Below are 19,646 nucleotides of genomic sequence, written 5' to 3' on the forward strand. Positions count from 1 at the left end.
GCGGCCCCGTTGGCCAGCCAGATCTTGCCCACCTCCGAGGGCTTGACCCGATGATCGCGCAACCGCTTCAGCACGTCCTCGGGCGTGTCCCCGGGACCGAATCCCTCGATTAACACCTCCTCCAACCTTCAACCCCCAGTGTACACCAGCCGCACGGGGGCCGGACGATGCCGTCGTTCCCGATCCGGCTGTTCAGGCGGCTGAAGGCGTACGTGGAGTCCACCTACGAGCGCGTGGCCGTGGCCTACTCCGGCGGCCACGACAGCTCCGTCCTGCTGCGGGCCGCGGTTAAAGCTTTGGGGAGAGGTAACGTCGTCGCGTGCACGGCCGCCCTACCCTATAAGCCCGACCCGGCCCCGGCGCCCCCGCTGAACGTCGACCAGCTGCTCGTGCGGCCCGACGTGAGCGAGGTCCTCTCGGGCCCGGACGACCACCCGTGCTACGCGTGCAAGCGGGCGATCTACGCGGCCATCACGGAGGCCGTGGACGGCGTCGACGCGGTCCTGGACGGGACGAACGTATCGGAGCTGACGCGCGGCAGGCCCGGGCTCCGGGCCCTGTACGAGCTCGAGGTGGACGTCCCGCTGCTGAAGTGCGGGCTCGGCGACCAGACGACCGCGTGGCTGGCGGCCAGGTTCGGGCTGCGATCGCGGCCCGGTTCCTGCTCGCTGACCGGGCTGCCCGAGTGGCCCGAAATAGGTGAGGTAGACCCCGGGGAGGCCAACGCCCGGGCCCGGAGGGCCCGCGGGGAATCCGATGGTGGGTGGAACCTCTCAAGCTGCCTCGAAATCCGTGTGCACGCGCCGCTGCCCGAGGTTCGGGGAGAACGGTTCGAGTGCGTGAGGGACGGTGAGGAGACCCGGGTGGTCGTGCGGAGGGGTCCGGTGACGGAGGCCGTGGCCGAGTGCTTCCGCCGGTGCTGGGTGGTCTGAACTAGGACTCCTCGACCTTAACCTCGAGGGTCAGGGGTCTGAACCGAAGTGACTTCACCTCGTTGTACACCGAGGTAGGGAGCGGGGCCATGGTGACGTCCTTGACCAGCCGGGCCACGAACGGTTCGAGCTGGAAGACCTTGTGGGTGTGATCGCCCACCATGGGTATTTCATCCTCTATGCTCTTGAGCAGCCTCTCGCCCAGCTCCCGGTGGTCCCGGGAGATCACGGGGATCAGGGTGGAGCTCCTCACCTCGGAGCGGACGGCGCGAACCACGCGTTTAAACTGCCGGCGCTTCACGCTGCTCAGGATCACGATGTAATCCGGCTTCAGGGAGCGCAGCGTCTCCGCCTGGGACCAGTGCAGCGCCCGCTTCCGACCCCTCTCGTCCTCCCAGATGGGCTTCCCTTTGGTGTACATCCACAGGTAAGAAACGTCCATGATGGGCGCGTCCAGCATGGAGGACAGGTACACCCCGTACAGCGAGGCGACCGCGTCCGTCACGAGCACGAGCACGGGAGCGACCTCCCACAGCCTCTGGACGACGACCGCCTCGACGCCCCACGAGCACACGTTCGGCAGCCGCTTCCAGCGCCGCTTGACCACCTCGCCGTTCGGCCGGTCCACCCTCAGGGGACCCGGATGCAGCGGCTTCAGGCTCACCTTGTGGTACGGTGCCACCACCACGTACTCGTCGGAGTCCGGTGGGAGACCCTCCGTCAGGTCGGAGGTGGGCCCGACCGCGTTGTGGGAGGCGAGAAGCAGCGGGATGCGGACCGCGGAAACGTCCACGATCGCCCTCCTCGTCCTCCTCCCTCCTCCCATCGAGGCCAGTACGCGGATGGTCTCGTACAGCGGGTAGGCGGTGACCAGCTCCGTCTCGGAGCGGCCCGAATAACTCCGGATGAACGAGTCCAGCTCCTTCACATCCTCCTTCAGCTCCTTTCGCTCCCCCTCATCGGTCGTCATGGGGCGAGGCTGCTCCTCCATCGGCCCTCCGATGGTCTCGACCACGGAATCCGGGTCCACGGGCCCAACCCGACTCTTGATGTCGTACAACCGACTTTTTACGGTTTTACGAGGACGGCGAAACAGCCGCCGGAGCATCGCGCTCCTCCCGCTACCCGGTGATTCTGAACATCTCTTCCACCGTCTCCTCCGCGTCCTTCATCACGTCCCGATCCAGCTCGACCAAGAGCGCTCGCGGTACCCTCCCCTCAAGCACCCGCTCCACCTTCTCGCCCGTCGTCACATTCATGTCCGGGCATACGGCGTGCCCCGGGACGATCACCTCCACGCCCAGCTCCCGCTCGATGCGGAACCCCAGCCCCTCCTCCGTCCCCATGATGATCCGGTCCGGGCCCCGCTCCCGGCAGTACTCGTAGATCTGTGAGGTCGAGCCCACGTAGTCCGCCGCCCGGCACACCTCCGGCGGACACTCCGGGTGCACCAGCACGTCCGCGTCCGGGTACCGGGACGCCAGGCCTCGGAGGTCAGACAGGGTGATGGCGTGGTGGACCGGGCAGCACCCGCGCTCGGGAAACGGGATGATCTCCTTGTCCTCCACGTTGGCCGCCACCCACGCGGCCAGATTGTTGTCCGGGACGAAGATGACCTCGTCCTCGGGCAGCCTGGACACGACCTCCACGGCGTTGGCGCTGGTGCACATCACGTCGGCCTCGGCCTTCACCTCCGCGGTCGTGTTCACGTACGCGACCACGGCGGCGTCCGGGTGCTCCCGCCGGAACTCCCGCAGGTCCTCGGCCCGGAGCCTCAGTGCCATCCCGCACATCGCCCGGGGGTCGGGAACCACCACCTCCCGGTCCGGGTTCAGGATCTTCACCACCTCCGCCATGAAGTCCACGCCGCACATCACGATCCGGTCCGCCTCCACCTCCCGCGCCTTCATCGCCAGCTCCAACGAGTCCCCCAGGTGGTCGGCGAGCAGCTGCACCTCGGGCCGCTGGTAGTTGTGAACCAGCACCACCGTTTCAGGCATCGATTGGCCCCCTACAGCGGCTCGAACTCCACCCCGAACACCCGCTCCGGGTTCTCCACCATCACCCGGCCCACCAGGTCCTCATCCACCAGCCTTAGCAGCCTTGCGGCCTTGGGCACGGCCCGGACGGGCAGCGCCGCGTTGGGCCTCGTGGGATCGTCCAGGTAGTCGCTCTCCAGCAGGAACTCGTCCCCGGACTCGGCCGCCTCCCGAACCCCGCGCCGCGAGGCCGGGACGGACGGCCAAACGCCCACGCCCCTGGCCAGCCCGACGTCGGGCGAGGCTCGATGACGCACGAACCGCTCCGGATCGAATCCGGCCCCCTCCAGCCACTCTTTCAGCCGCATGTAGTGCTTCTTGGAGGCCCGGGGACCGTGGTAGATGACCGGAAGGTCCAGATCCTTCGCGAGCTCCAGAAACCTCAGGAACACCCGATGACAGGCGCGCCTGACCTCCTCCCGGACGGGGAAGTGCGGGTGACCCACCTCCCCGATCGCGACGACCTCGTCGTACTCGGCGTGATAGCGCTCGATCAGATCGCAGACGGTCTCCGCCACCTCCATGACCCGGTCGGGCTCACGCTCCGCCAGCCGGGCCACCTCGGCCGGGTGCCAGCCCAGGCTCGCGTACCCTCGCAGCGGGTACTCGAGCCGACCGAACCGCACGCCCTCCAGGTGCAGGCGGAAGGCCCGCTCGAACGACCGTCGATCGAACCCCCGGATCCGGTAGCTCTTGAGCGTGAGGACCGGCGAGACGAACCCGGTCCCGCCGGCCCGGTGGAACCGCTCGAAAACTCGGTACCCGTCCCCGCGCACCGGATTAAAGTGCAGGTGCACGTCCGTGGCGGCCTGCACGTGGATCGCCCCCGGCTCAGCGTCATCCCGGCCGATCATCACGCGTCTCTCGAGTGGTGGCCCTCCTCATCGCCGGCGGGGGAGTTAAGTTGTACGTGGAGGTGAGGAGGAAGCACGGGCGCGACCAGGGCCACGCGCCGATGTCGGAGGACGACGTCCTGAGGGTCCACCCGAGGGAGAAGCCCGGCGTGGTGTTCGTCACCCCGGAGGGCGAGGTGCCCGCGGACCTGGGGCACCTGCGGATGGTGGAGGACACGATCACCCTGCACGCCGACCCGACCCGCGAGCCCGGCCCGGACAACCCCTCCGTCGTCGTCCCGGAGCACGTGCTCGCGGCCCTGTTCGCGGCCGGGTGCCCGGGCGCCCGCGTGGAGGTGCGTGGGCGACCGGGGTACGCGAGGCACGTGTGGCGGGTGGACTGCTACGTGCGCGAGCTGGTCGAGGCCCTGGGGGGACCCTCCGACCCGCCGGACGTGGGCGCCGTCCGGGCGGCTAAGAGGGTTTTCATTCGGGAGGGTGAGGCCCCCTCGAGGGTTCGAAACGTGGGCGGGACGATCGAGCCCTCGGAGGAGTTCACGGTGGAGCTGGACGGGGAGCCGGTCCCGCTGGACGAGCGCACCGTGCTGCGGGGCAACGTGAGCAACAAGACCCCGGAGCACGCCGCGCTGGACGTGGCGGCCGACGTGGTCATGCTCGCCGGCACGTGCCCGGCCCGGGTGTCCCTAGAGCGGCCCGACCTCACCACGTCGGTGCACCCGGCCGACGTGTACCTGGCCATCGCCTCCCGTCCGGGGTGCCGAGTCTGCTCGCTGAACCGGGGGTGGAGGATGCGCGGCGCGGTGCGGGTGCGGGAGGGGGACCGGCTGCGGGTGGGCACCGATCCGTCCGACGAGGTCTGCCTCAGCGAGCTGCCGGAGTCGGAGGAGCTCGAGGTGGACGGGGTCCGCCTGGCGCGGGAGGACGCGCGACGGTGGCGGGTGGTCCGGGAGGGGGTAATTCGGGTCGGGTCGGAGGTGATCGAGCGTTGATAGACCTGTCGAGCCTCTCGTGGGCCATAGTGCTCGGGATCGTGCGCGGGTTCTACGTGTTCGCGGGCTCGTTCCTGGCGGCGGCCCTGTACCGGTACGTGGCGGAGGAGCGGATCCGGATGACAGCCTGCGCGTTCATGGGACTGCTCGCGGCCGGGTTCGCGGCAGGGCCCCGGGAGCTCACGGCGATGACGTACCAGCACCCCAACGTGGAGATGCTGGCGTGGGCGATCGCCGCCCTGTTCTCGATCCCCGGGCGCACGTACGGGGACGTGGTGGGAGAAAAGATCCTCCAAACCCGGCTACGCTCCGCCGTGAACCCGAGGACGAAGGTGTACCGGCTTCCGGAGAACCCGGACGAGATCAAGGACATCCCGGGCGAGCCGCCGGCCCCGCGGGAGGTCAAGGAGCGGATCGCGGGCCGGGAGTACGAGTTCCCACGGGGCGTCTCCCGGGAGGAGGTGGAGCGGGTGATCAAGCGCGACCTGGAGCGCGAGGAGGGAGTGGGTCGGGCGATCGTGAGGGTGTCGGAGAACGGCCAGGTGGAGGTCCTGCTCGCCGGCGCCAAGCCCCCGGTCTCCCACACGCTGCCGCCCGGCAAGGTGGCCGTCTCCGTCGAGCCGATGGGCGGGGCTATTCATATCGGGGAGGGGGATCGAGTGAGGGTCTTCGTGGACGGGCGCGAGCTCGGGGAGGCGGAGGTGTGGAGAAGGGTGGACGACCGCGTCGTGCTCGTCCTGGACGAGGACGAGGCGGAGAAGCTGCTCGAGGAGCTCACCCGGGGTAAGCTCGTCTCCCTGATGGTCATGCGGGGTGGCCGATCGTGAGGAAGGAACGCGTCAGCCTGGACTCGGGCTCGGTCCGCGTGGACGGTCCGGCCCGGGTGCGAGTCGTGGACGGTCAGGTGCGGACCAATCGGGGCAGCGAGCTGGAGACGGGCGACGAGGTCGTCGTGCAGCGGGGCGACCGGATCACGATCACGCCGGGCGAGGAGGGGGCGGAGCTGGAGCTGGTACTGGGCACCGGCGCCCGGTACTCCACGGTCGAGGAGGAGGGCGGGATGGAGACCCCGTCCGACTGGGCCGACCTGGCGGAGGAGCTGGCGGAGCACCCGGGCACCCCGGTCTGCATGATCATCGGGCCGCAGGACTCGGGCAAGACCACCCTGGCCACCTTCCTGGCCAACGAGCTCGTGGATCGGGGCCTGAAGGTAGGGGTCGTGGACGCCGACGTCGGCCAGTCCGACGTGGGGCCGCCGGCGGTCGTCTCGCTGGGCATCGTCGAGGAGCCCGTGAACGAGCTCTCTGAGGTCGAGATGCGGCACGGGTACTTCGTCGGCTCGATCACCCCGTCCCGGCACCTGCTCCAGACCACCGTCGGCACCCGACGGATGGTCGACCTCGCGCTGGCCGAGGGCGTGGATGCGGTCCTCATCGACACCTCCGGCATGGTCCACGGTGGCCCGGCCCGCGCCCTGAAGCTGCACAAGGTCGACGTGATCCGGCCCACGCACGTCGCGTTCCTGGACAAGGAGGGGCAGGTGAGCCACCTCAAGCGGATGGTGAGCTCCCTGGACTACACCAAGGTGCGCGACCTGACCGTGCCGGAGGCCGTAAAGGAGGTGGAGCGAAAGGACCGCATCCGCCGCCGGGAGCGCGTGCTGAGGGAATTCTTCGAGGACCGAGAGGAGCTGGAGCTGGACCTGGACGAGGTCTCCCTCCAGCGCTCGTTCCTGGGCACCGGCGAGCCGGGTGAGCCCGACGACGAGCTGATCGCGCTGATCAAGGCCGTCTCCAAGGTGGAACCCGACGTCGTCTACTTCGAGCGCTCGCCCGACGCGGTCGTGCTCGTCGTCAAGGACGAGGCTGGCCGCATCATCGGTCGGGGCGGCCGCCACGCCCGCGAGCTCCGACGCCTGCTCGGGATCTCGGAGCTGATCGTGATCAACGAGCGCGAGCTCCGGGACATCCTCGTCGGCCTGTGCGACGGGGTGGGCGACTTGCTGGGCATCGGCGTGCTCCGGGAGCTGGACCTCGAGGAGGGACGCCTGATCGTCGAGGGTCGTCTGATCCACGAGCGCTCGGTGCGGGTCGTCCAGTTCGGCTCGCTGAGGGTGGACCCGGAGACGGGCGAGCACGAGCTCCTTAGGGTGCGTCTCTAGCATGTACGTGGGGATCGATCACGGGACGTCGGGGATGAAGGTCGCCGCGTACGACGGCGAGGATAGGCCGAGGTTCCTGGGCAAGGCACCGCGACCGGAGGTGGCTCGTAAGGGGCTGCTGAGGGCCCTCCCCGAGCCCGCGGCGGAGGCGCTGCGCGAGGCGGAGTGCGTGTGCCTGAACTACGGGATGGGGGACGCGCTGACCGAGTTCACCCCGCTGGAGGAGGCGGAGGAGGTCGGCGTGGGCTTCGGGCTGAGGGATACCGGGGGCGCGGGCCCGGAGTTCGGGGCGGGCCGCCGGATGATCGAGGACCTGCTGCGGTTGGACGTGGAGGCGTACCTGGCGCCGGGCCTGCACCGGGACACCCCGGGCCTGGACCTGGCCTTCCGCGTCTTCTCTCACGTGGGCAGCGGGGAGAAGCTCGGGACCGCTAGGATGGCGCTGGAGCTCTCGGAGGGGGAGGACCTGGTCGTCTGCGACGCGAGCTCGAACACGGTCTCCGTGGTCGTCAAGGGGGGCCGGGTGATCGGCGGGATCGACGCGTGCCTCGGCGCCCCCGGGGTGCTGCAGGGCCCGCTGGACCTGGAGGCGATCCGGGCCGTGGACGCGGGGGAGTGCTCGGCCAACGAGGCCTTCTCCCGGGGCGGCGTGGTGAAGGTGGCGGACTGCGTCGACGAGAGCGTGTCGGACGCCGTGGACGCGTTCCGGGAGCGGTGCGGTCGGGAGTGGAAGGAGGCGCTGGCGAGGCTGGTGGCGTGGGAGGTGGCGGGGCTGGGCGCGGTCTACGGGTGCGACGAGGCCTGGATCGGTGGCGGGCTGGCGGAGGATGAGGACTTCGTGAGCGCGCTCCGCGGTCTTCTGAGTAAGACTTTTAACGTCGTCGGAGTGCTGCCGCCCGAGCCGGCTTCGAGGGGATTGGCGCTGATCGCGGCGGAGATCGCGTCCGGAGCCCGGGAGGTCCTGGGGGTGCGAATTTCTCGCCGGTGATCGCCTACCTGGGGCCGCCGGGCACGTTCACGGAGGAGGCCGCCCGTGAGTTCCTGGGCGGGATGGGGTGGGACGACGCGGAGCTCCGTCCCTCCGACACGATCACCGAGGTCTTCTCACTGGTCGAGCGCGGGGACGCGGAGTTCGGCGTCGTGCCGTGGGAGAACTCGCTGGAGGGATCCGTGGGCGAGACCCTGGACAACTTCCTGCGAAGGGACGTGCGGGTGTTCGGGGAGATCGTGCTGCCGATCGTGCACGCGCTCATGGTCGGGGAGAAGGAGGAGAACGTGGTTTACTCTCACCCTCACGCGTACGAGCAGGCGCGGGACGTCCTCCGGGACGAGCTGGGGGAGCACGAGTTCGTCCCCACCTCCAGCACGGCCGAGGCGGCGAGGCGGGCCGCGGAGGAGGGAGGCTACGCCCTGGGTCCGCCCCGGCTGGCCGAGCGGTTCGACCTCGACGTGGTGCGGGAGATCCGGCTGGAGAACAACGAGACTCGGTTCGCGATCCTCTCCACCCGGGACCGGGCCCCCACGCGCGAGGACAAGACCTCCGTGGTGTTCTCCGTCACGGACCGGCCCGGCGCGCTGCGCGAGGTGCTCGGGATCTTCGCGGACCGGGGGATCAACCTGACCAAGATCGAGTCCCGGCCCGCGAAGAGCGGCCTGGGAGATTACGTGTTCTTCCTGGACTTCGAGGGTCACCGCATGCTGTACCCCGGGAGCGAGGCCCTCGCCGAGCTCCGGGAGCGTACCCCCTTCTCGAAGGTGTTGGGCTCGTACCCGAAGGAGTTCCCGTGAGGGGGAGGCCGCGTGATCGAGATCCGCATCCACGGCCGGGGCGGCCAGGGGGCCGTGACCGCGGCCGAGATCCTGGCGATCGCCGCGAAGGAGGACGGGAAGTACTCCCAGGCGTTTCCGTTCTTCGGCGTGGAACGACGGGGCGCGCCCGTGACGGCGTTCGCCCGGATCTCGGACGAGTTCATCCGGGTGCGCTCCCAGATCTACCGGCCGGACCACATCATCGTCCTGGACCCGAGCCTGATGAGCGTGGTGGACGTGACCGAGGGGCTTCGGGAGGACGGTCTGGTCGTGATCAACGCCCCGGAGGACAACTGGAACGACGTGCTCGAGCGGCTGTCCGGGTATCGGGTCTACGCGGTCGACGCCACCGAGATCGCGCTGGACGAGCTCGGCGTGCCCATCGTGAACACCGCCATGGTGGGCGCCTACCTCCGCGCCTCGAAGGTGCTGTCCCTGGACGCCGTGAGGGAGGCCATCCGCGTGCGATTCTCCGGCGAGATCGCCGAGAAGAACGTCCGGGCCGTGGAGCGGGCGTACGAGGAGGTGGAGCGGATTGAGTGAGATGGAGTACACGATCGGGGCCGTCATCAAGGAGCCCGGCAGCACGCGCCGGAACAAGACGGGACGATGGAGGGTCTTCCGGCCCGTTCTGGATGAGGACAAGTGCGTCGGGTGCGCCCGGTGCTTCATGTTCTGCCCGGACGGCTGCGTCCGGCCCGCGGAGGACGCGTTCAAGATCGACTACGAGTACTGCAAGGGCTGCGGGATCTGCGCGAAAGTCTGCCCCGTCGACGCCATCGAGATGGTGTTGGAGGAGGAGATGGAGTAGAGGGGACCCCCAAATTGACCGAGCTCGGGCCCGACGTGCGCGTGATCAACGGGAACTACGCGGCGGCGGAGGCGGTGCGCCTGGTCGACGTCGACGTCATCGCCGCGTACCCCATCACCCCGCAGACCCCCATCGTCGAGTACCTCTCCGAGTTCATCGCCAACGGCGAGCTGGACGCGGAGTTCATCCACGTCGAGTCCGAGCACAGCGCCATCAGCGCCGTCGTCGGCGCCTCCGCGACCGGCGTACGCGTATTCACGGCCACCGCCTCCCAGGGGCTGGCGCTGATGCACGAGGTGCTCTTCATCGCCTCCGGGCTGAGGCTCCCCATCGTCATGGCCGTGGCCAACCGCGCCCTCTCCGCCCCTATCAACATCTGGTGCGACCACTCCGACACCGTGGCCCAGCGAGACACCTGCTGGATCCAGCTATACTGCGAGTCCAACCAGGAGATCCTCGACACGATCATCCAGGCCTACCGCATCGCCGAGCACGAGGACGTGCTCCTCCCCGTGATGGTCTGCTTCGACGGGTTCACCCTCTCACACACGCTCGAACCCGTCGCTATCCCCGACGAGGAGCGGGTGCGCGAGTTCGTCGGCGAGTTCGAGCCCGTGCACTGCCGGCTCGACCCGGAGGAGCCCATGACGATCGGCCCCGTCGGCGGCCCGGACTGCTACATGGAGTTCAAGAAGATGCAGCACGAGGCGATGGAGCGCGCCCGCGAGGTCATCGGGGAGGTCAACCGGGAATTCTCGGACGCGTTCGGCCGATCGTACGGGGACGGGTTGGTGGAGGAGTACAACACCGAGGACGCGGACTACATCGTGATCGCGATGGGCTCCGTCTGCGGCACCGTCAAGCACGTGATCGACGAGGAGCGCCCCGATGTCGGGCTCGTCCGCGTCAAGGCCTACCGACCCTTCCCCGGCGACCGGATCGCCGAGATCATCCAGGACCGGGAGGGCGTCGTCACCATCGACCGCACGCACTCGTACGGGGCCATGCCGCCCCTATGGACCGACGTGAAGGCGCACGCCCCGGACGTGGAGGTCTCCTCCACGATCGCCGGGCTCGGGGGCCGGGACGTCCGACCCGAGGACGTGCTCAGGGCGATCAAGGTCGCGGAGGAGGGTAGGGGCACGGACGAGCCCGTGTGGATCAACGTGAACGTGTAGGGGGATCCGGGTTGAGCGGGCGGAAGCCCCGGCTGCCCATTCCCGAGGAGGAGCTGCTCGCCCCCGGACACCGCGCCTGTGCCGGGTGCGGATCCGCCCTGTGCGTCCGACTGTGCCTCAAGGCGCTCGGACGGAACACCGTCGTCGTCACCTCCACCGGCTGCATCGAGGTGACCACCACCCCGTACCCCGAGACCGCGTGGGAGGTCCCCTGGATCCACGTGGCCTTCGAGAACGCCGCCGCGGTCGCCTCCGGCGTGGAGCGCGCCCTGAAGGCGCTCGACAGGGAGGACGTGACCGTCGCCGTCTTCTCGGGCGACGGGGGCACCGTCGACATCGGCTTCCAGGCCCTATCTGGGATGGCGGAACGCGGGCACAACGTCGTGTACATCTGCTACGACAACGAGGCCTACATGAACACCGGAGTGCAGCGCAGCGGAGCCACCCCGCCCTACGCGGCCACGACCACCACCCCCGCGGGCAAGGTCTGGCGCGGCGAGATGCGTCCCAAGAAGGACATGCCCCGGATCATGGTCGACCACGGCGTCCCCTACGTCGCCACCGCCTGCATTTCGCACCCCCAGGATCTCATCAAGAAGGTGGAGAAGGCCAAGGAGACGGATGGGCCCGCCTACATCCACGTCCTCTGCCCGTGCCCGCCCGGCTGGGGCTACGACTCCTCCGAGACCGTGGAGATCGGAGAGCTGGCCGTGGACACCGGGATGTGGGTCCTGTACGAGGTCGAGGACGGGGAGTTCCGGCTAACCTACCGGCCCCGGGAGCGGAAGCCCGTGGAGGAATACCTCAAGCGGCAGAAGCGCTTCCAGCACCTGACGGAGGAGGAGATCGAAGAGATCCAGAGGATGGTGGATGAACAGTGGGAGGAGCTGGAGAAACTGGAACGAGAGCGGTGAAGGTCTGGACCGGCCTGCCCGAGTGCGTAGGGTGCGGTCGGTGCGTCGAGGCCTGCCAGAAGGGCGCCGTCCGCATCGAGCACGGCCGCCCCGTCAAGTGCGTTCACTGCCACCCTGAGCGCGCCCCCTGCGCCGAGGCCTGTCCCGTGCAAGCCATCGTGCCCGTCGGGGACACGCTCCGCATCGACACCGACCGGTGCACGGCCTGCGGTCGGTGCGTCGAGGCCTGCCCGGTCGACGGTATCGTGATCCGCGACGACGGCGCCGTCAAGTGCGACGGGTGCCCGGACCGGGAGTACCCACCCTGCGTCGAGGCCTGCCCGATCCCCGGCGCCGCCACGACCGCGCGGCTCCCGGAACGCGCGCTCTGGGCCCGCTACCGAACCGCCCGCACCCTCGCCCGGATCCGGGGTGGTCGAGGTGTCGGAGTCGGAGGAGGGGCTCGTGGAGAGCATCGCCGAGGCCACCGTTGAGGCGCTCAGGGTGGCCGAGACCCGCCTGCCCGATGACGTGATGGAGTCCCTGGAGCGCGCCCGCGAGGAGGAGAGCAACGAGAGGGCACGGATGATCCTGGACGCCATCCTTGAGAACGTCCGGATCGCGAGGGAGAAGGAGGTACCCATGTGCCAGGACACGGGACTGATCACGGTGATCGCGGAGGTGGGACGCCGCTTCCCCGTCCGGCTCGCCGAGACCATTCAGAAGGGCATCAAGAGGGGCGTGCAGCGCGCGACCGAGGAGATCCCCCTCCGACCCAACGTCGTTCACCCCATCACCCGGGAGAACACCGGCGACAACACCGGGCGCCGGGCGCCCGTGATCCGGTTCGTCCCGACCAAGGGGGAGGAGCTGCGCCTCCACTTCATGCCCAAGGGGTTCGGCTCCGAGAACTCCAGCGCCGTGACCCGACTGCTCCCCACGGAGGGGCTCAGCGGGATCTGGGACTTCGTGCTGGACACCGTGAAGCGGGCCGGCGGGATGCCGTGCCCGCCCATCGTGCTCGGGGTGGGCGTGGGCGGCACCATCGAGGAGGCGGCGTTCCTGGCCAAGCTCGCCCTCTTCCGGCCCCTCAACGTCCGCAACCCCGATCCCGCCCTCGCCGACCTCGAGGAGCGGCTGCTGGACGCCGTGAACGAGCTCGGAATCGGACCCATGGGGCTCGGCGGGGACACGACCGCCCTCGCCGTGAACATCGAGATGGCCTACACCCACACGGCCGGCCTGCCCGTGGCGGTCAACATCCAGTGCTGGGCGAACCGCAGGGCCACGGCCATCATCTACCCTGACGGGTTTTACGAGATCGTTCAGGACGACTACCCGAGGGGCGAGGTGGAGTGAGCCCGAGCGAGCACCGGCTGACCGTGCCCGTGCGAGACCCGGACAGGCTGCTCGAGCTCAAGGTCGGCGACGTGGTCTACCTGAACGGGACGCTGATCACCGCCCGAGACAAGGCCCACCAGCGCATGTTCGACGAGGGGCGCGAGCCGCCCGTCGACCTGGACCGCGCCGCCATCTTCCACGCCGGTCCCGTCGTCCGCAAGCGGGACGGCGACTACGAGCTCGTCGTCGTGGGACCCACCACGAGCACGAGGATGGCCAAGTACCTGGAGGACGTGCTGGAGGCGGGCGTCCGGATCATCGTGGGGAAGGGCGGCATGGGGCCCGAAGCCCCGAAGCTCATGAAGGGGCGGGCCGTGTACCTGACGGCCCCGGGCGGGTGCGCGGCGCTGCTCTCCGAGCGCGTGGAGCGGATCCGGGACGTATGCTGGCGGGACCTGGGCGTGCCGGAGGCCATGTGGATCCTGGAGGTCCGCGAGTTCGGTCCCCTCATCGTCACGGTCGACGCCCACGGGAACGAGCTCTCCTGGAAGGAGACCGGGTGAGTCCCGATGTACGTGGGCCGATTCCTGCTATTCGGTCGGACGGAGTCGGGAACGCCGATCGCCGTCTACGGGGTGTGCAGCCGCAGCTTCCCCGACCGGCGGGCCCGGGTGTCCGACGACGAGGCGCACATCGTGCCGGAGGATCCGGAGTACGCGGTCAAGAACCCGTACGTCGTCTACCCGTGCGCCCGGGTCGTGAACCGGCACCTGGTGCTCACCAACGGGGCGCAGACCGTCCCCATCGCGGACAAGCTGGAGGACGGGGTACCGCCCCGCGAGGCCCTGGCCTCCGTGACCCTCGCCATGGACTACGAGCACGACGAGTACGGGACCCCGCGCATCGGCCTGGTGACCGACGGGAGGAGCGCGTGGCTCGGGAAGGCGGCGCCCGACGAGATCGCCTTCGTTCGGGTCGAACCGGGGGACGGGGAGGGGTACTTACTCTCGGTCTACGGCGAGTACTCGACCGTGCCCAGGGAACCCAACGTGAGGCTCACCGACGACGACCCGCTCGAGATCGATCCGATCGCGTCGTTCGACCACTTCGTCTGCGCGGTCGTGGCGAGGCGCGCCGAGGACGAGTGGCGACTCGAGGGGCGAAACCGGGGCTAGGACTCCACCAACCGGGCCTTGCCCGGCGGCATGGCGCGCATGATGTCGTCCACGGTCACGTAGCGTCGCAGGTCCTCCACCTCCTCCTTGAACGTCTCGAACAGCCGCTTGGCCACGGCCGACTTCTTCTCCTCGCCCGGCACCATCACCCCGTACGTCAGGCAGTGCCGCTTCACCGCGGACACCGGCCCGCCCATCACCCGGTAACCCCCCTCGACCTCCTGGATGCCCACGGCCACCTCCAGCTCCACGCGCCGGAACCAGTTCCGCCGTCCCCGGATGATCGCTCCACCGTGCGGCGCCTCGGCCGACTTGTCCACCTGCTCGGCCGGTACCCAGTAAACGTCCGCGGCTCGCAGCCCCCACCGCCACGCCCTAGAGTACGAGGCCGCGAACACGGCCGCCTCCCGCAGCGTGCGCTCCGGCACCTCCCTACCCTCCGTCTTGATCACGACGTGCGGCGCGCCGTGCACGTGCGCGTGCACCAGGATGTCGTGATCCTCGAGGTAGCGCCGCAGGATCAGCTCGTTCGTGTGCGCGTCCGAGCCCCCGATGACGATGAATCCGTCCGAGGAAATGAACCACCGGAACCGCTCGTACCACGCCTTCTTCCGCCGCTTCGTCAGCCGAACGGTCAGCTCCTCCAGCCGAACCTCCGGTGGCCCCTCCTTCAGCAGCCGCTCCAGCTCGCGCTCCTTCTCCTCGAGCACCTCCCGGGCCCGCTCGGCCTTCCGCTCCAGCTCCTTGGCCCTGTCGAACAGCCTGGAGGCGACGGAGTGCACGTCCTCGTCCAGCGGCACGGGGACGGTGACCTCGCCGTCCTCCCCCTCCAGCCTCAGGATCACGCGCCGGTTGTCAACGTCCACGTCCACAATCCGCTCGACCTCCTCGATCCCGGACCCCTTGGCCTCCAGGATCCTCCGCTTGATCTCCTCCAAGGAGTACCCCTTCTCCTCCTCCGCCCGACGCAGCTCCCGCAGGATCCCATTAACAAGCTGGTAATTCATGTAGAGCGCGTTCGCGCGCTCCCGGAGCCTCCGGGCCTTCGCCTCCAACCGCTCCACGCTCTCCCGCTGCCGCTCGATCGTACGCTCCAGCCTCCTCCTCTCCCGCTCCCACTCCTCCCGCGCCTTCTCCTCCTCCCGGGCCAGGAACTCCCCCACGTAGTACTCGTCCAGGGCCCGCTGGAACGTGTCCTTCTCCACCAGCTCGACGCCCTCCTCCCGGTACCGCTCCAGCGGAACGGGCGTCGCGTCAACGTACCCCTCCTCCACCTCGTACAGGGTCGGGCGTAGGTCGCCCGAGGAGACCTGGCCCAGCAGGTCCCGGAGCGTCTCGTACAGCTCCTTCAGATCCTCCCGCTCGAGCTCGGACGCGTGCCGCTCCCGCTCCTCGAACAGGCCGGCCCGCAGGAGCACCTCCTCGGCGTAGAGGCCACCCAGCCCCACCTCGACGGCGAGGGTCCGGACCACGTCGCGCTCGGACTCCAGCAGCAGCCTCAGGAACTCGTCCTCGTCCAGCTTGTAGGGGTTGGGAGGGGGCTCGGGCGTCCGGTACTCCTCGCCGGGGACCACCGCGCGATCCCGGAAGCGTCGGGCCGGGAAGGCCTGCTCGATCACGCCGTCCTCGTCGACGACGGCCAGGGTTCCCTTGGGCAGGAGCTCCACGTACACGCGGCGCCCGGAGCGCAGGTCGAACCGGAGGATCCGATCGAACTCGACCTGGGAGACGGACTCGATCCGGTCCCCGCTGAGCACCTTGCGCAGGGCCTGGGCGGCGGGGGTGGGGCTGTCCGGGCTGGGTTTGGGGCGCCACGTTAAGTGGACGCGCCGGCCGGGCTCGATGGCCAGGTAGTGCGAACCCAGCCCGGGCACGTGGAGCTTGACTTTCAGCTCGCCCTCGTCCACCTGATAGACCTTGTCGATCAGGGCCCCCTCCAGGAAGGAGTGAAGCTCGCGGGCGGCGGCGCGGGCGTCGAATGAGGTCATCGCGTCCTTGGACCAGGCTCGCACCTGAGGGCCCCGCCCGGGACGGTGGGGGGCTACTCGCCCCGCTGCAGCTTGGCCTTCAGCGCCTCCTTCCGCTGCACGGTCTCCTCCTTCTCCTCCTCGCCCAGCGTCTCCCGAAGCAGGTGCCGGATGGCCTTCTTCAGGGCGGTGATGAGGTCCCAGTCGTGCGCCTTCACGGAGATCACGTTGCGCGCGTCCTTAACGTGGATGCGGACCGAGTACTTGTGGCGGTTGCCCTCCTCGTGGTACCGCTTGACGTGCACCTCCGCCGCCTCGATGGTGGGTCGCATGGAGGCGAGCTTCTGAATCGCGGCCGCGATCGACTTGCGCAGGATGACGAGGGTGAAGTCGTCCACGTCCTCGACGCCCTTGAGCGAGACGAACACGCCCCGCTGGCGCATCAGCTCCGGGATCTTCCGCAGGATGTCGCGCCGCGTCACGACGCCGATGGGCTCCTCCAGCTGGTTGACGATCGGCATGCCCCGGATCCGGTGCTCGACGATCTTCTCGCACAGGTCGACGACGGTCTCGTCCGGCTCCGACCGGATGCACGGGGAGCTCATGATGCTCTTCACCGGGTGGCCGAAGGCGGGCACCTTCTCCCCCTTCCGGTCCGTCTTGCCCAGGCGCGTGATCGGCTTGATCACCTCGCGGATGATGTCCGTGGTCGTCACGATGCCTCGAAGCTTGTTTTCATCGTTCACCACGGGGAGTCGGCTGATCCCGTGATCGCGCATCAGGGCCCGGGCCTTCGCGATCGTCTCGTCCTCGTGGATCGTGATCGGCGGTGAGTTCATGATCTCGCGCGCGTCGATCTCCTCCAGCCGCTCCGACTCGCGCGCCACGTCGATGATGTCGTACTCCGTGACGAGGCCCGCGAACTCCCCGTCCTCGACCACGGGCAGCGCCCGGAGGCCCGAGTCCAGCATCTCCGTGATCGCCTCCACGATGAGCGTGTCCGGGGTGATGGTTTCCGGCTTGATCTTCAGCGTTTCCGATTTAACCGAGGAGGGATCCGAGACGACGTGCGCGTCCACCACGTCGTAGTACGAGACGATGCCCACCACCTCACCGTCCCGGACGAGCGGGATCTCCTTGACCCCGTACCGCTCCATCTTCGCGAAGATTTTCGAGATGGGCTCGTCCGGATCCGCCGTGATGACCTTTTCCGCCGGGGTCATGATCTCCTCCACGGGCTGCTCGAAAACCTTCAACCGCAGCCCCCCTGCGCTCCTCGCCCCATGAACCGGATCACGGCAAAAAAGAAATCGGTACCGACGGCGCGCCCGCCGAGAGCGACCCGTGGGGAGGCGGGAGGTTGAACGGTGGAGACCCACTGTACAAGCTGCTCCTGGCCCTACTCCACGAGGGTTTAGGGGTCCTGGCCGGGTACCTGATGGCGGTCCGCGGCGGACCGCTCCTGGGCGTGCTCCTCCTGGCGGTCCCGTTCCTGCTGGGGAGGGTCCTGGAGAGACTGGTGGAGGCGGAGCGGATCGGCGGGGCCAAGGGATGGCTGGCCTACGGGCTGGGCGCGTACCTCGCCTCCTGGCTCCTCTCCTGGACGTACTTCTACAACTATCCGGCGTAGGGGGTGACGGCCATCGACCGGGTCGCGATCATCGACCGCGAGCGGTGCAAGGGCGGTTCGAAGTGCGATTACGTGTGCCAGCGGTTCTGCCCGGGCGTCAAGACGGGGAAGGAGACGATCCAGATCGACGAGGACTCGGGTAAGCCGGTGATCTCCGAGGAGCTCTGCACCGGGTGCGGCATCTGCGCGCAGAAGTGCCCGTTCGACGCGATCAAGGTCGTCCGGCTCCCCGAGGAGCTCGAAGGAGAGTGCGTGCACCGGTACGAGGAGGGAGGCTTCCGCCTGTACCGGTTACCGGTCCCGAAGCCGGGCCGGGTGACGGGCCTCGTCGGTCGGAACGCGATCGGCAAGACGACCTCCGCCAAGATTCTCACGGGCGAGCTGAAGCCCAACCTCGGCGACCCGGAGGCCGACCCGGACTGGGACGAGATCATCCGGGCGTTCGCGGGCACCGAGCTGCAGGAGCACTTCCGCCGGCTCGCGGACGGCGAGCTCCGCGCCGTGCTCAAGCCCCAGTATGTTGAGGCCCTGCCCAAGGTGGTGAAGGGTCGGGTCCGGGAGGTTCTGGAGGACGTGGACGAGCTCGGGATCGCGGACGGGCTCGCGCGGCGGCTGGGGTTGGACGGGGCGCTGGACCGGGACGTTTCGGAGCTGAGCGGGGGCGAGCTGCAGCGGGTGGCGATCGTCGCCGCGCTGTCCCGGGAGGCGGACTTCATCGTGCTGGACGAGCCGTGCAGCTACCTGGACGTGCGGGAGCGGCTCACGCTGGCGCGGCTCCTGCGGGAGATCGTGGAGGAGCGAGAGATCCCCATGCTCGTGATCGAGCACGACCTGGCCACGCTGGACTACATCGCGGACGTGGTGCACGTGCTCTACGGTAAGCGCGGGGCCTACGGGATCGTCTCCAAGCCGATGGGGGTGGGCAAGGGCATCAACGCGTACCTGAAGGGGTACCTGGAGGCGGAGAACGTGCGGTTCCGCGACGAGGAGGTGGTGCTGCCGGAGAAGCCGGCCGACGCGGAGGCCGGTGAGCGGGAGACGCTGGTGGAGTACGGGCGGCTGGTGAAGGAGTACGACGGCGGGTTCCGGCTGGTCGTGGAACCGGGCGAGATCCGGGAGGGCGAGATCGTTGGGGCCTTGGGGCCCAACGCGATCGGTAAGACCACCTTCGTCAAGCTGCTGGCCGGGGTGCTGGAGCCGACGGAGGGCGAGCTGGACGTGGACGTGACGGTGTCGTACAAGCCCCAGTACCTGGAGGTGGACTCCGAGGAGCCCGTGCAGCTCGCGCTGAAGCGGGCGGCCGGGGACGAGTGGGGCTCCAGCTGGTACCGGTCTCACATCCTGGAGCCGCTCGACCTGGAGTACCTGCTGGACCGACCGCTCAACGAGCTCAGCGGGGGCGAGCTGCAGCGGGTGGCCGTGGCGGCGGCGCTGTCCCGAGACGCGGACCTGTACCTGCTGGACGAGCCCAGCGCCTACCTGGACGTGGAGGAGCGGATCAACGTGGCCCGGGTGATCCGGCGGGTGGTCGAGGCCCGGGAGGCGGCTGCGATCGTGGTGGACCACGACCTGCTCCTGCTGGACTACATCAGCGATCGAATGATGGTCTTTGAGGGCGAGCCGGGCCGGGAGGGACGGGCGAACCCTCCCGAGGGCAAGCGGGAGGCCATGAACCGGTTCCTGTCCGAGCTGGGAGTCACGTACCGGCGCGACCCGGAGACGCGGCGCCCCCGGGCCAACAAGCCGGGCAGCCACCGGGACCGGGAGCAGAAGCGGCGCGGGGAGTACTTCTACGAGGGATGAAGAGGCTCGGCCAAGCCGAGGCCCGGATGAGGATAGAACCCGGGACGGATCCTCGGATCGGGGA

The 19,646-nt window shown here is 69.1% G+C and carries 21 protein-coding genes; 16 read left to right on the forward strand and 5 right to left on the reverse strand.

Annotated elements, in window-relative coordinates; translation table 11 throughout:
• The first annotated feature begins 167 nt into the window (after nt 1-167).
• On the forward strand, nt 168-932 hold the full coding sequence (locus ACXJJV_RS04695) for an adenine nucleotide alpha hydrolase family protein (protein WP_456467023.1): 765 nt from the start codon (nt 168-170) through the stop codon (nt 930-932).
• Between the two features lies 1 nt (nt 933).
• Here the strand turns inward: ACXJJV_RS04695 and ACXJJV_RS04700 are convergent, their stop codons facing one another.
• From ACXJJV_RS04700 to ACXJJV_RS04710, 3 genes are all read right to left on the reverse strand, one after another.
• Nucleotides 934-1,992, reverse strand: coding sequence for a hypothetical protein (locus ACXJJV_RS04700; protein ID WP_456467024.1), 1,059 nt, complete (start codon nt 1,990-1,992; stop codon nt 934-936).
• Between the two features lie 61 nt (nt 1,993-2,053).
• On the reverse strand, nt 2,054-2,932 hold the full coding sequence (nadA, locus tag ACXJJV_RS04705; RefSeq protein ID WP_456467025.1) for a quinolinate synthase NadA: 879 nt from the start codon (nt 2,930-2,932) through the stop codon (nt 2,054-2,056).
• Between the two features lie 11 nt (nt 2,933-2,943).
• On the reverse strand, nt 2,944-3,786 hold the full coding sequence (locus tag ACXJJV_RS04710; RefSeq protein WP_456467026.1) for a TatD family hydrolase: 843 nt from the start codon (nt 3,784-3,786) through the stop codon (nt 2,944-2,946).
• Nucleotides 3,787-3,875: 89 nt separating this feature from the next.
• On the opposite strand from ACXJJV_RS04710, the gene ACXJJV_RS04715 reads away from it, so the two are divergent.
• Genes ACXJJV_RS04715 through purO form a run of 13 tightly spaced genes read left to right on the forward strand, consistent with a single transcriptional unit; the run spans nt 3,876 to nt 14,182 of the window.
• Entirely contained in the window at nt 3,876-4,814 is a 939-nt protein-coding gene (locus ACXJJV_RS04715; RefSeq protein WP_456467027.1) for a hypothetical protein, read from the forward strand.
• Nucleotides 4,811-5,641: a DUF8167 domain-containing protein gene (locus ACXJJV_RS04720; protein ID WP_456467028.1), complete on the forward strand. Its 831-nt coding sequence runs from the start codon at nt 4,811-4,813 to the stop codon at nt 5,639-5,641. The genes ACXJJV_RS04715 and ACXJJV_RS04720 overlap by 4 nt, the downstream gene beginning before the upstream one ends.
• Nucleotides 5,638-6,975, forward strand: a complete 1,338-nt coding sequence (locus ACXJJV_RS04725) for a Clp1/GlmU family protein (RefSeq protein WP_456467029.1) — start codon at nt 5,638-5,640, stop codon at nt 6,973-6,975. Before ACXJJV_RS04720 ends, ACXJJV_RS04725 begins: the two co-directional genes overlap by 4 nt.
• A gap of 1 nt (nt 6,976) precedes the next feature.
• Entirely contained in the window at nt 6,977-7,963 is a 987-nt protein-coding gene (locus ACXJJV_RS04730; RefSeq protein WP_456467030.1) for a methanogenesis marker 12 protein, read from the forward strand.
• Nucleotides 7,960-8,763 (forward strand): prephenate dehydratase, encoded by an 804-nt coding sequence (pheA, locus tag ACXJJV_RS04735; RefSeq protein WP_456467031.1) that lies wholly within the window; start codon nt 7,960-7,962, stop codon nt 8,761-8,763. The genes ACXJJV_RS04730 and pheA overlap by 4 nt, the downstream gene beginning before the upstream one ends.
• 12 nt (nt 8,764-8,775) lie before the next feature.
• The gene (locus tag ACXJJV_RS04740) at nt 8,776-9,327 is read left to right on the forward strand and encodes a pyruvate ferredoxin oxidoreductase subunit gamma (RefSeq protein WP_456467032.1); all 552 of its coding nucleotides are present in this window, start codon (nt 8,776-8,778) and stop codon (nt 9,325-9,327) included.
• Nucleotide 9,328: 1 nt separating this feature from the next.
• Complete coding sequence (gene porD, locus ACXJJV_RS04745; RefSeq protein WP_456467104.1) at nt 9,329-9,595, forward strand: pyruvate synthase subunit PorD; 267 nt, start codon at nt 9,329-9,331, stop codon at nt 9,593-9,595.
• A 14-nt stretch (nt 9,596-9,609) separates the two neighbouring features.
• On the forward strand, nt 9,610-10,773 hold the full coding sequence (gene porA / locus ACXJJV_RS04750; RefSeq protein ID WP_456467033.1) for a pyruvate synthase subunit PorA: 1,164 nt from the start codon (nt 9,610-9,612) through the stop codon (nt 10,771-10,773).
• A 32-nt stretch (nt 10,774-10,805) separates the two neighbouring features.
• The gene (gene porB / locus ACXJJV_RS04755; RefSeq protein WP_456467105.1) at nt 10,806-11,687 is read left to right on the forward strand and encodes a pyruvate synthase subunit PorB; all 882 of its coding nucleotides are present in this window, start codon (nt 10,806-10,808) and stop codon (nt 11,685-11,687) included.
• The gene (locus tag ACXJJV_RS04760; RefSeq protein WP_456467034.1) at nt 11,684-12,160 is read left to right on the forward strand and encodes a 4Fe-4S dicluster domain-containing protein; all 477 of its coding nucleotides are present in this window, start codon (nt 11,684-11,686) and stop codon (nt 12,158-12,160) included. Before porB ends, ACXJJV_RS04760 begins: the two co-directional genes overlap by 4 nt.
• Entirely contained in the window at nt 12,108-13,025 is a 918-nt protein-coding gene (locus tag ACXJJV_RS04765; protein ID WP_456467035.1) for a fumarate hydratase, read from the forward strand. Before ACXJJV_RS04760 ends, ACXJJV_RS04765 begins: the two co-directional genes overlap by 53 nt.
• Entirely contained in the window at nt 13,022-13,570 is a 549-nt protein-coding gene (locus tag ACXJJV_RS04770) for a FumA C-terminus/TtdB family hydratase beta subunit (RefSeq protein WP_456467036.1), read from the forward strand. The genes ACXJJV_RS04765 and ACXJJV_RS04770 overlap by 4 nt, the downstream gene beginning before the upstream one ends.
• A gap of 6 nt (nt 13,571-13,576) precedes the next feature.
• A complete protein-coding gene (gene purO / locus ACXJJV_RS04775; protein ID WP_456467037.1) occupies nt 13,577-14,182 on the forward strand; it encodes an IMP cyclohydrolase in 606 nt (201 codons plus the stop codon).
• Here the strand turns inward: purO and rqcH are convergent.
• Together rqcH and ACXJJV_RS04785 are read right to left on the reverse strand one after the other, a co-directional pair.
• The gene (gene rqcH / locus ACXJJV_RS04780) at nt 14,179-16,194 is read right to left on the reverse strand and encodes a ribosome rescue protein RqcH (protein WP_456467038.1); all 2,016 of its coding nucleotides are present in this window, start codon (nt 16,192-16,194) and stop codon (nt 14,179-14,181) included. The genes purO and rqcH overlap by 4 nt on opposite strands.
• A 29-nt stretch (nt 16,195-16,223) precedes the next feature.
• Entirely contained in the window at nt 16,224-17,405 is a 1,182-nt protein-coding gene (locus tag ACXJJV_RS04785; protein ID WP_456467039.1) for a CBS domain-containing protein, read from the reverse strand.
• 104 nt (nt 17,406-17,509) lie between these two features.
• On the opposite strand from ACXJJV_RS04785, the gene ACXJJV_RS04790 reads away from it, so the two are divergent.
• Nucleotides 17,510-17,779 (forward strand): hypothetical protein, encoded by a 270-nt coding sequence (locus ACXJJV_RS04790; RefSeq protein ID WP_456467040.1) that lies wholly within the window; start codon nt 17,510-17,512, stop codon nt 17,777-17,779.
• A gap of 3 nt (nt 17,780-17,782) precedes the next feature.
• Nucleotides 17,783-19,582 carry a ribosome biogenesis/translation initiation ATPase RLI gene (locus ACXJJV_RS04795; RefSeq protein WP_456467041.1) on the forward strand — a complete coding sequence of 600 codons (1,800 nt, stop codon included), beginning with the start codon at nt 17,783-17,785 and terminating at the stop codon, nt 19,580-19,582.
• Nucleotides 19,583-19,646: the final 64 nt, after the last annotated feature.

Source organism: Methanopyrus sp., from assembly GCF_053997775.1.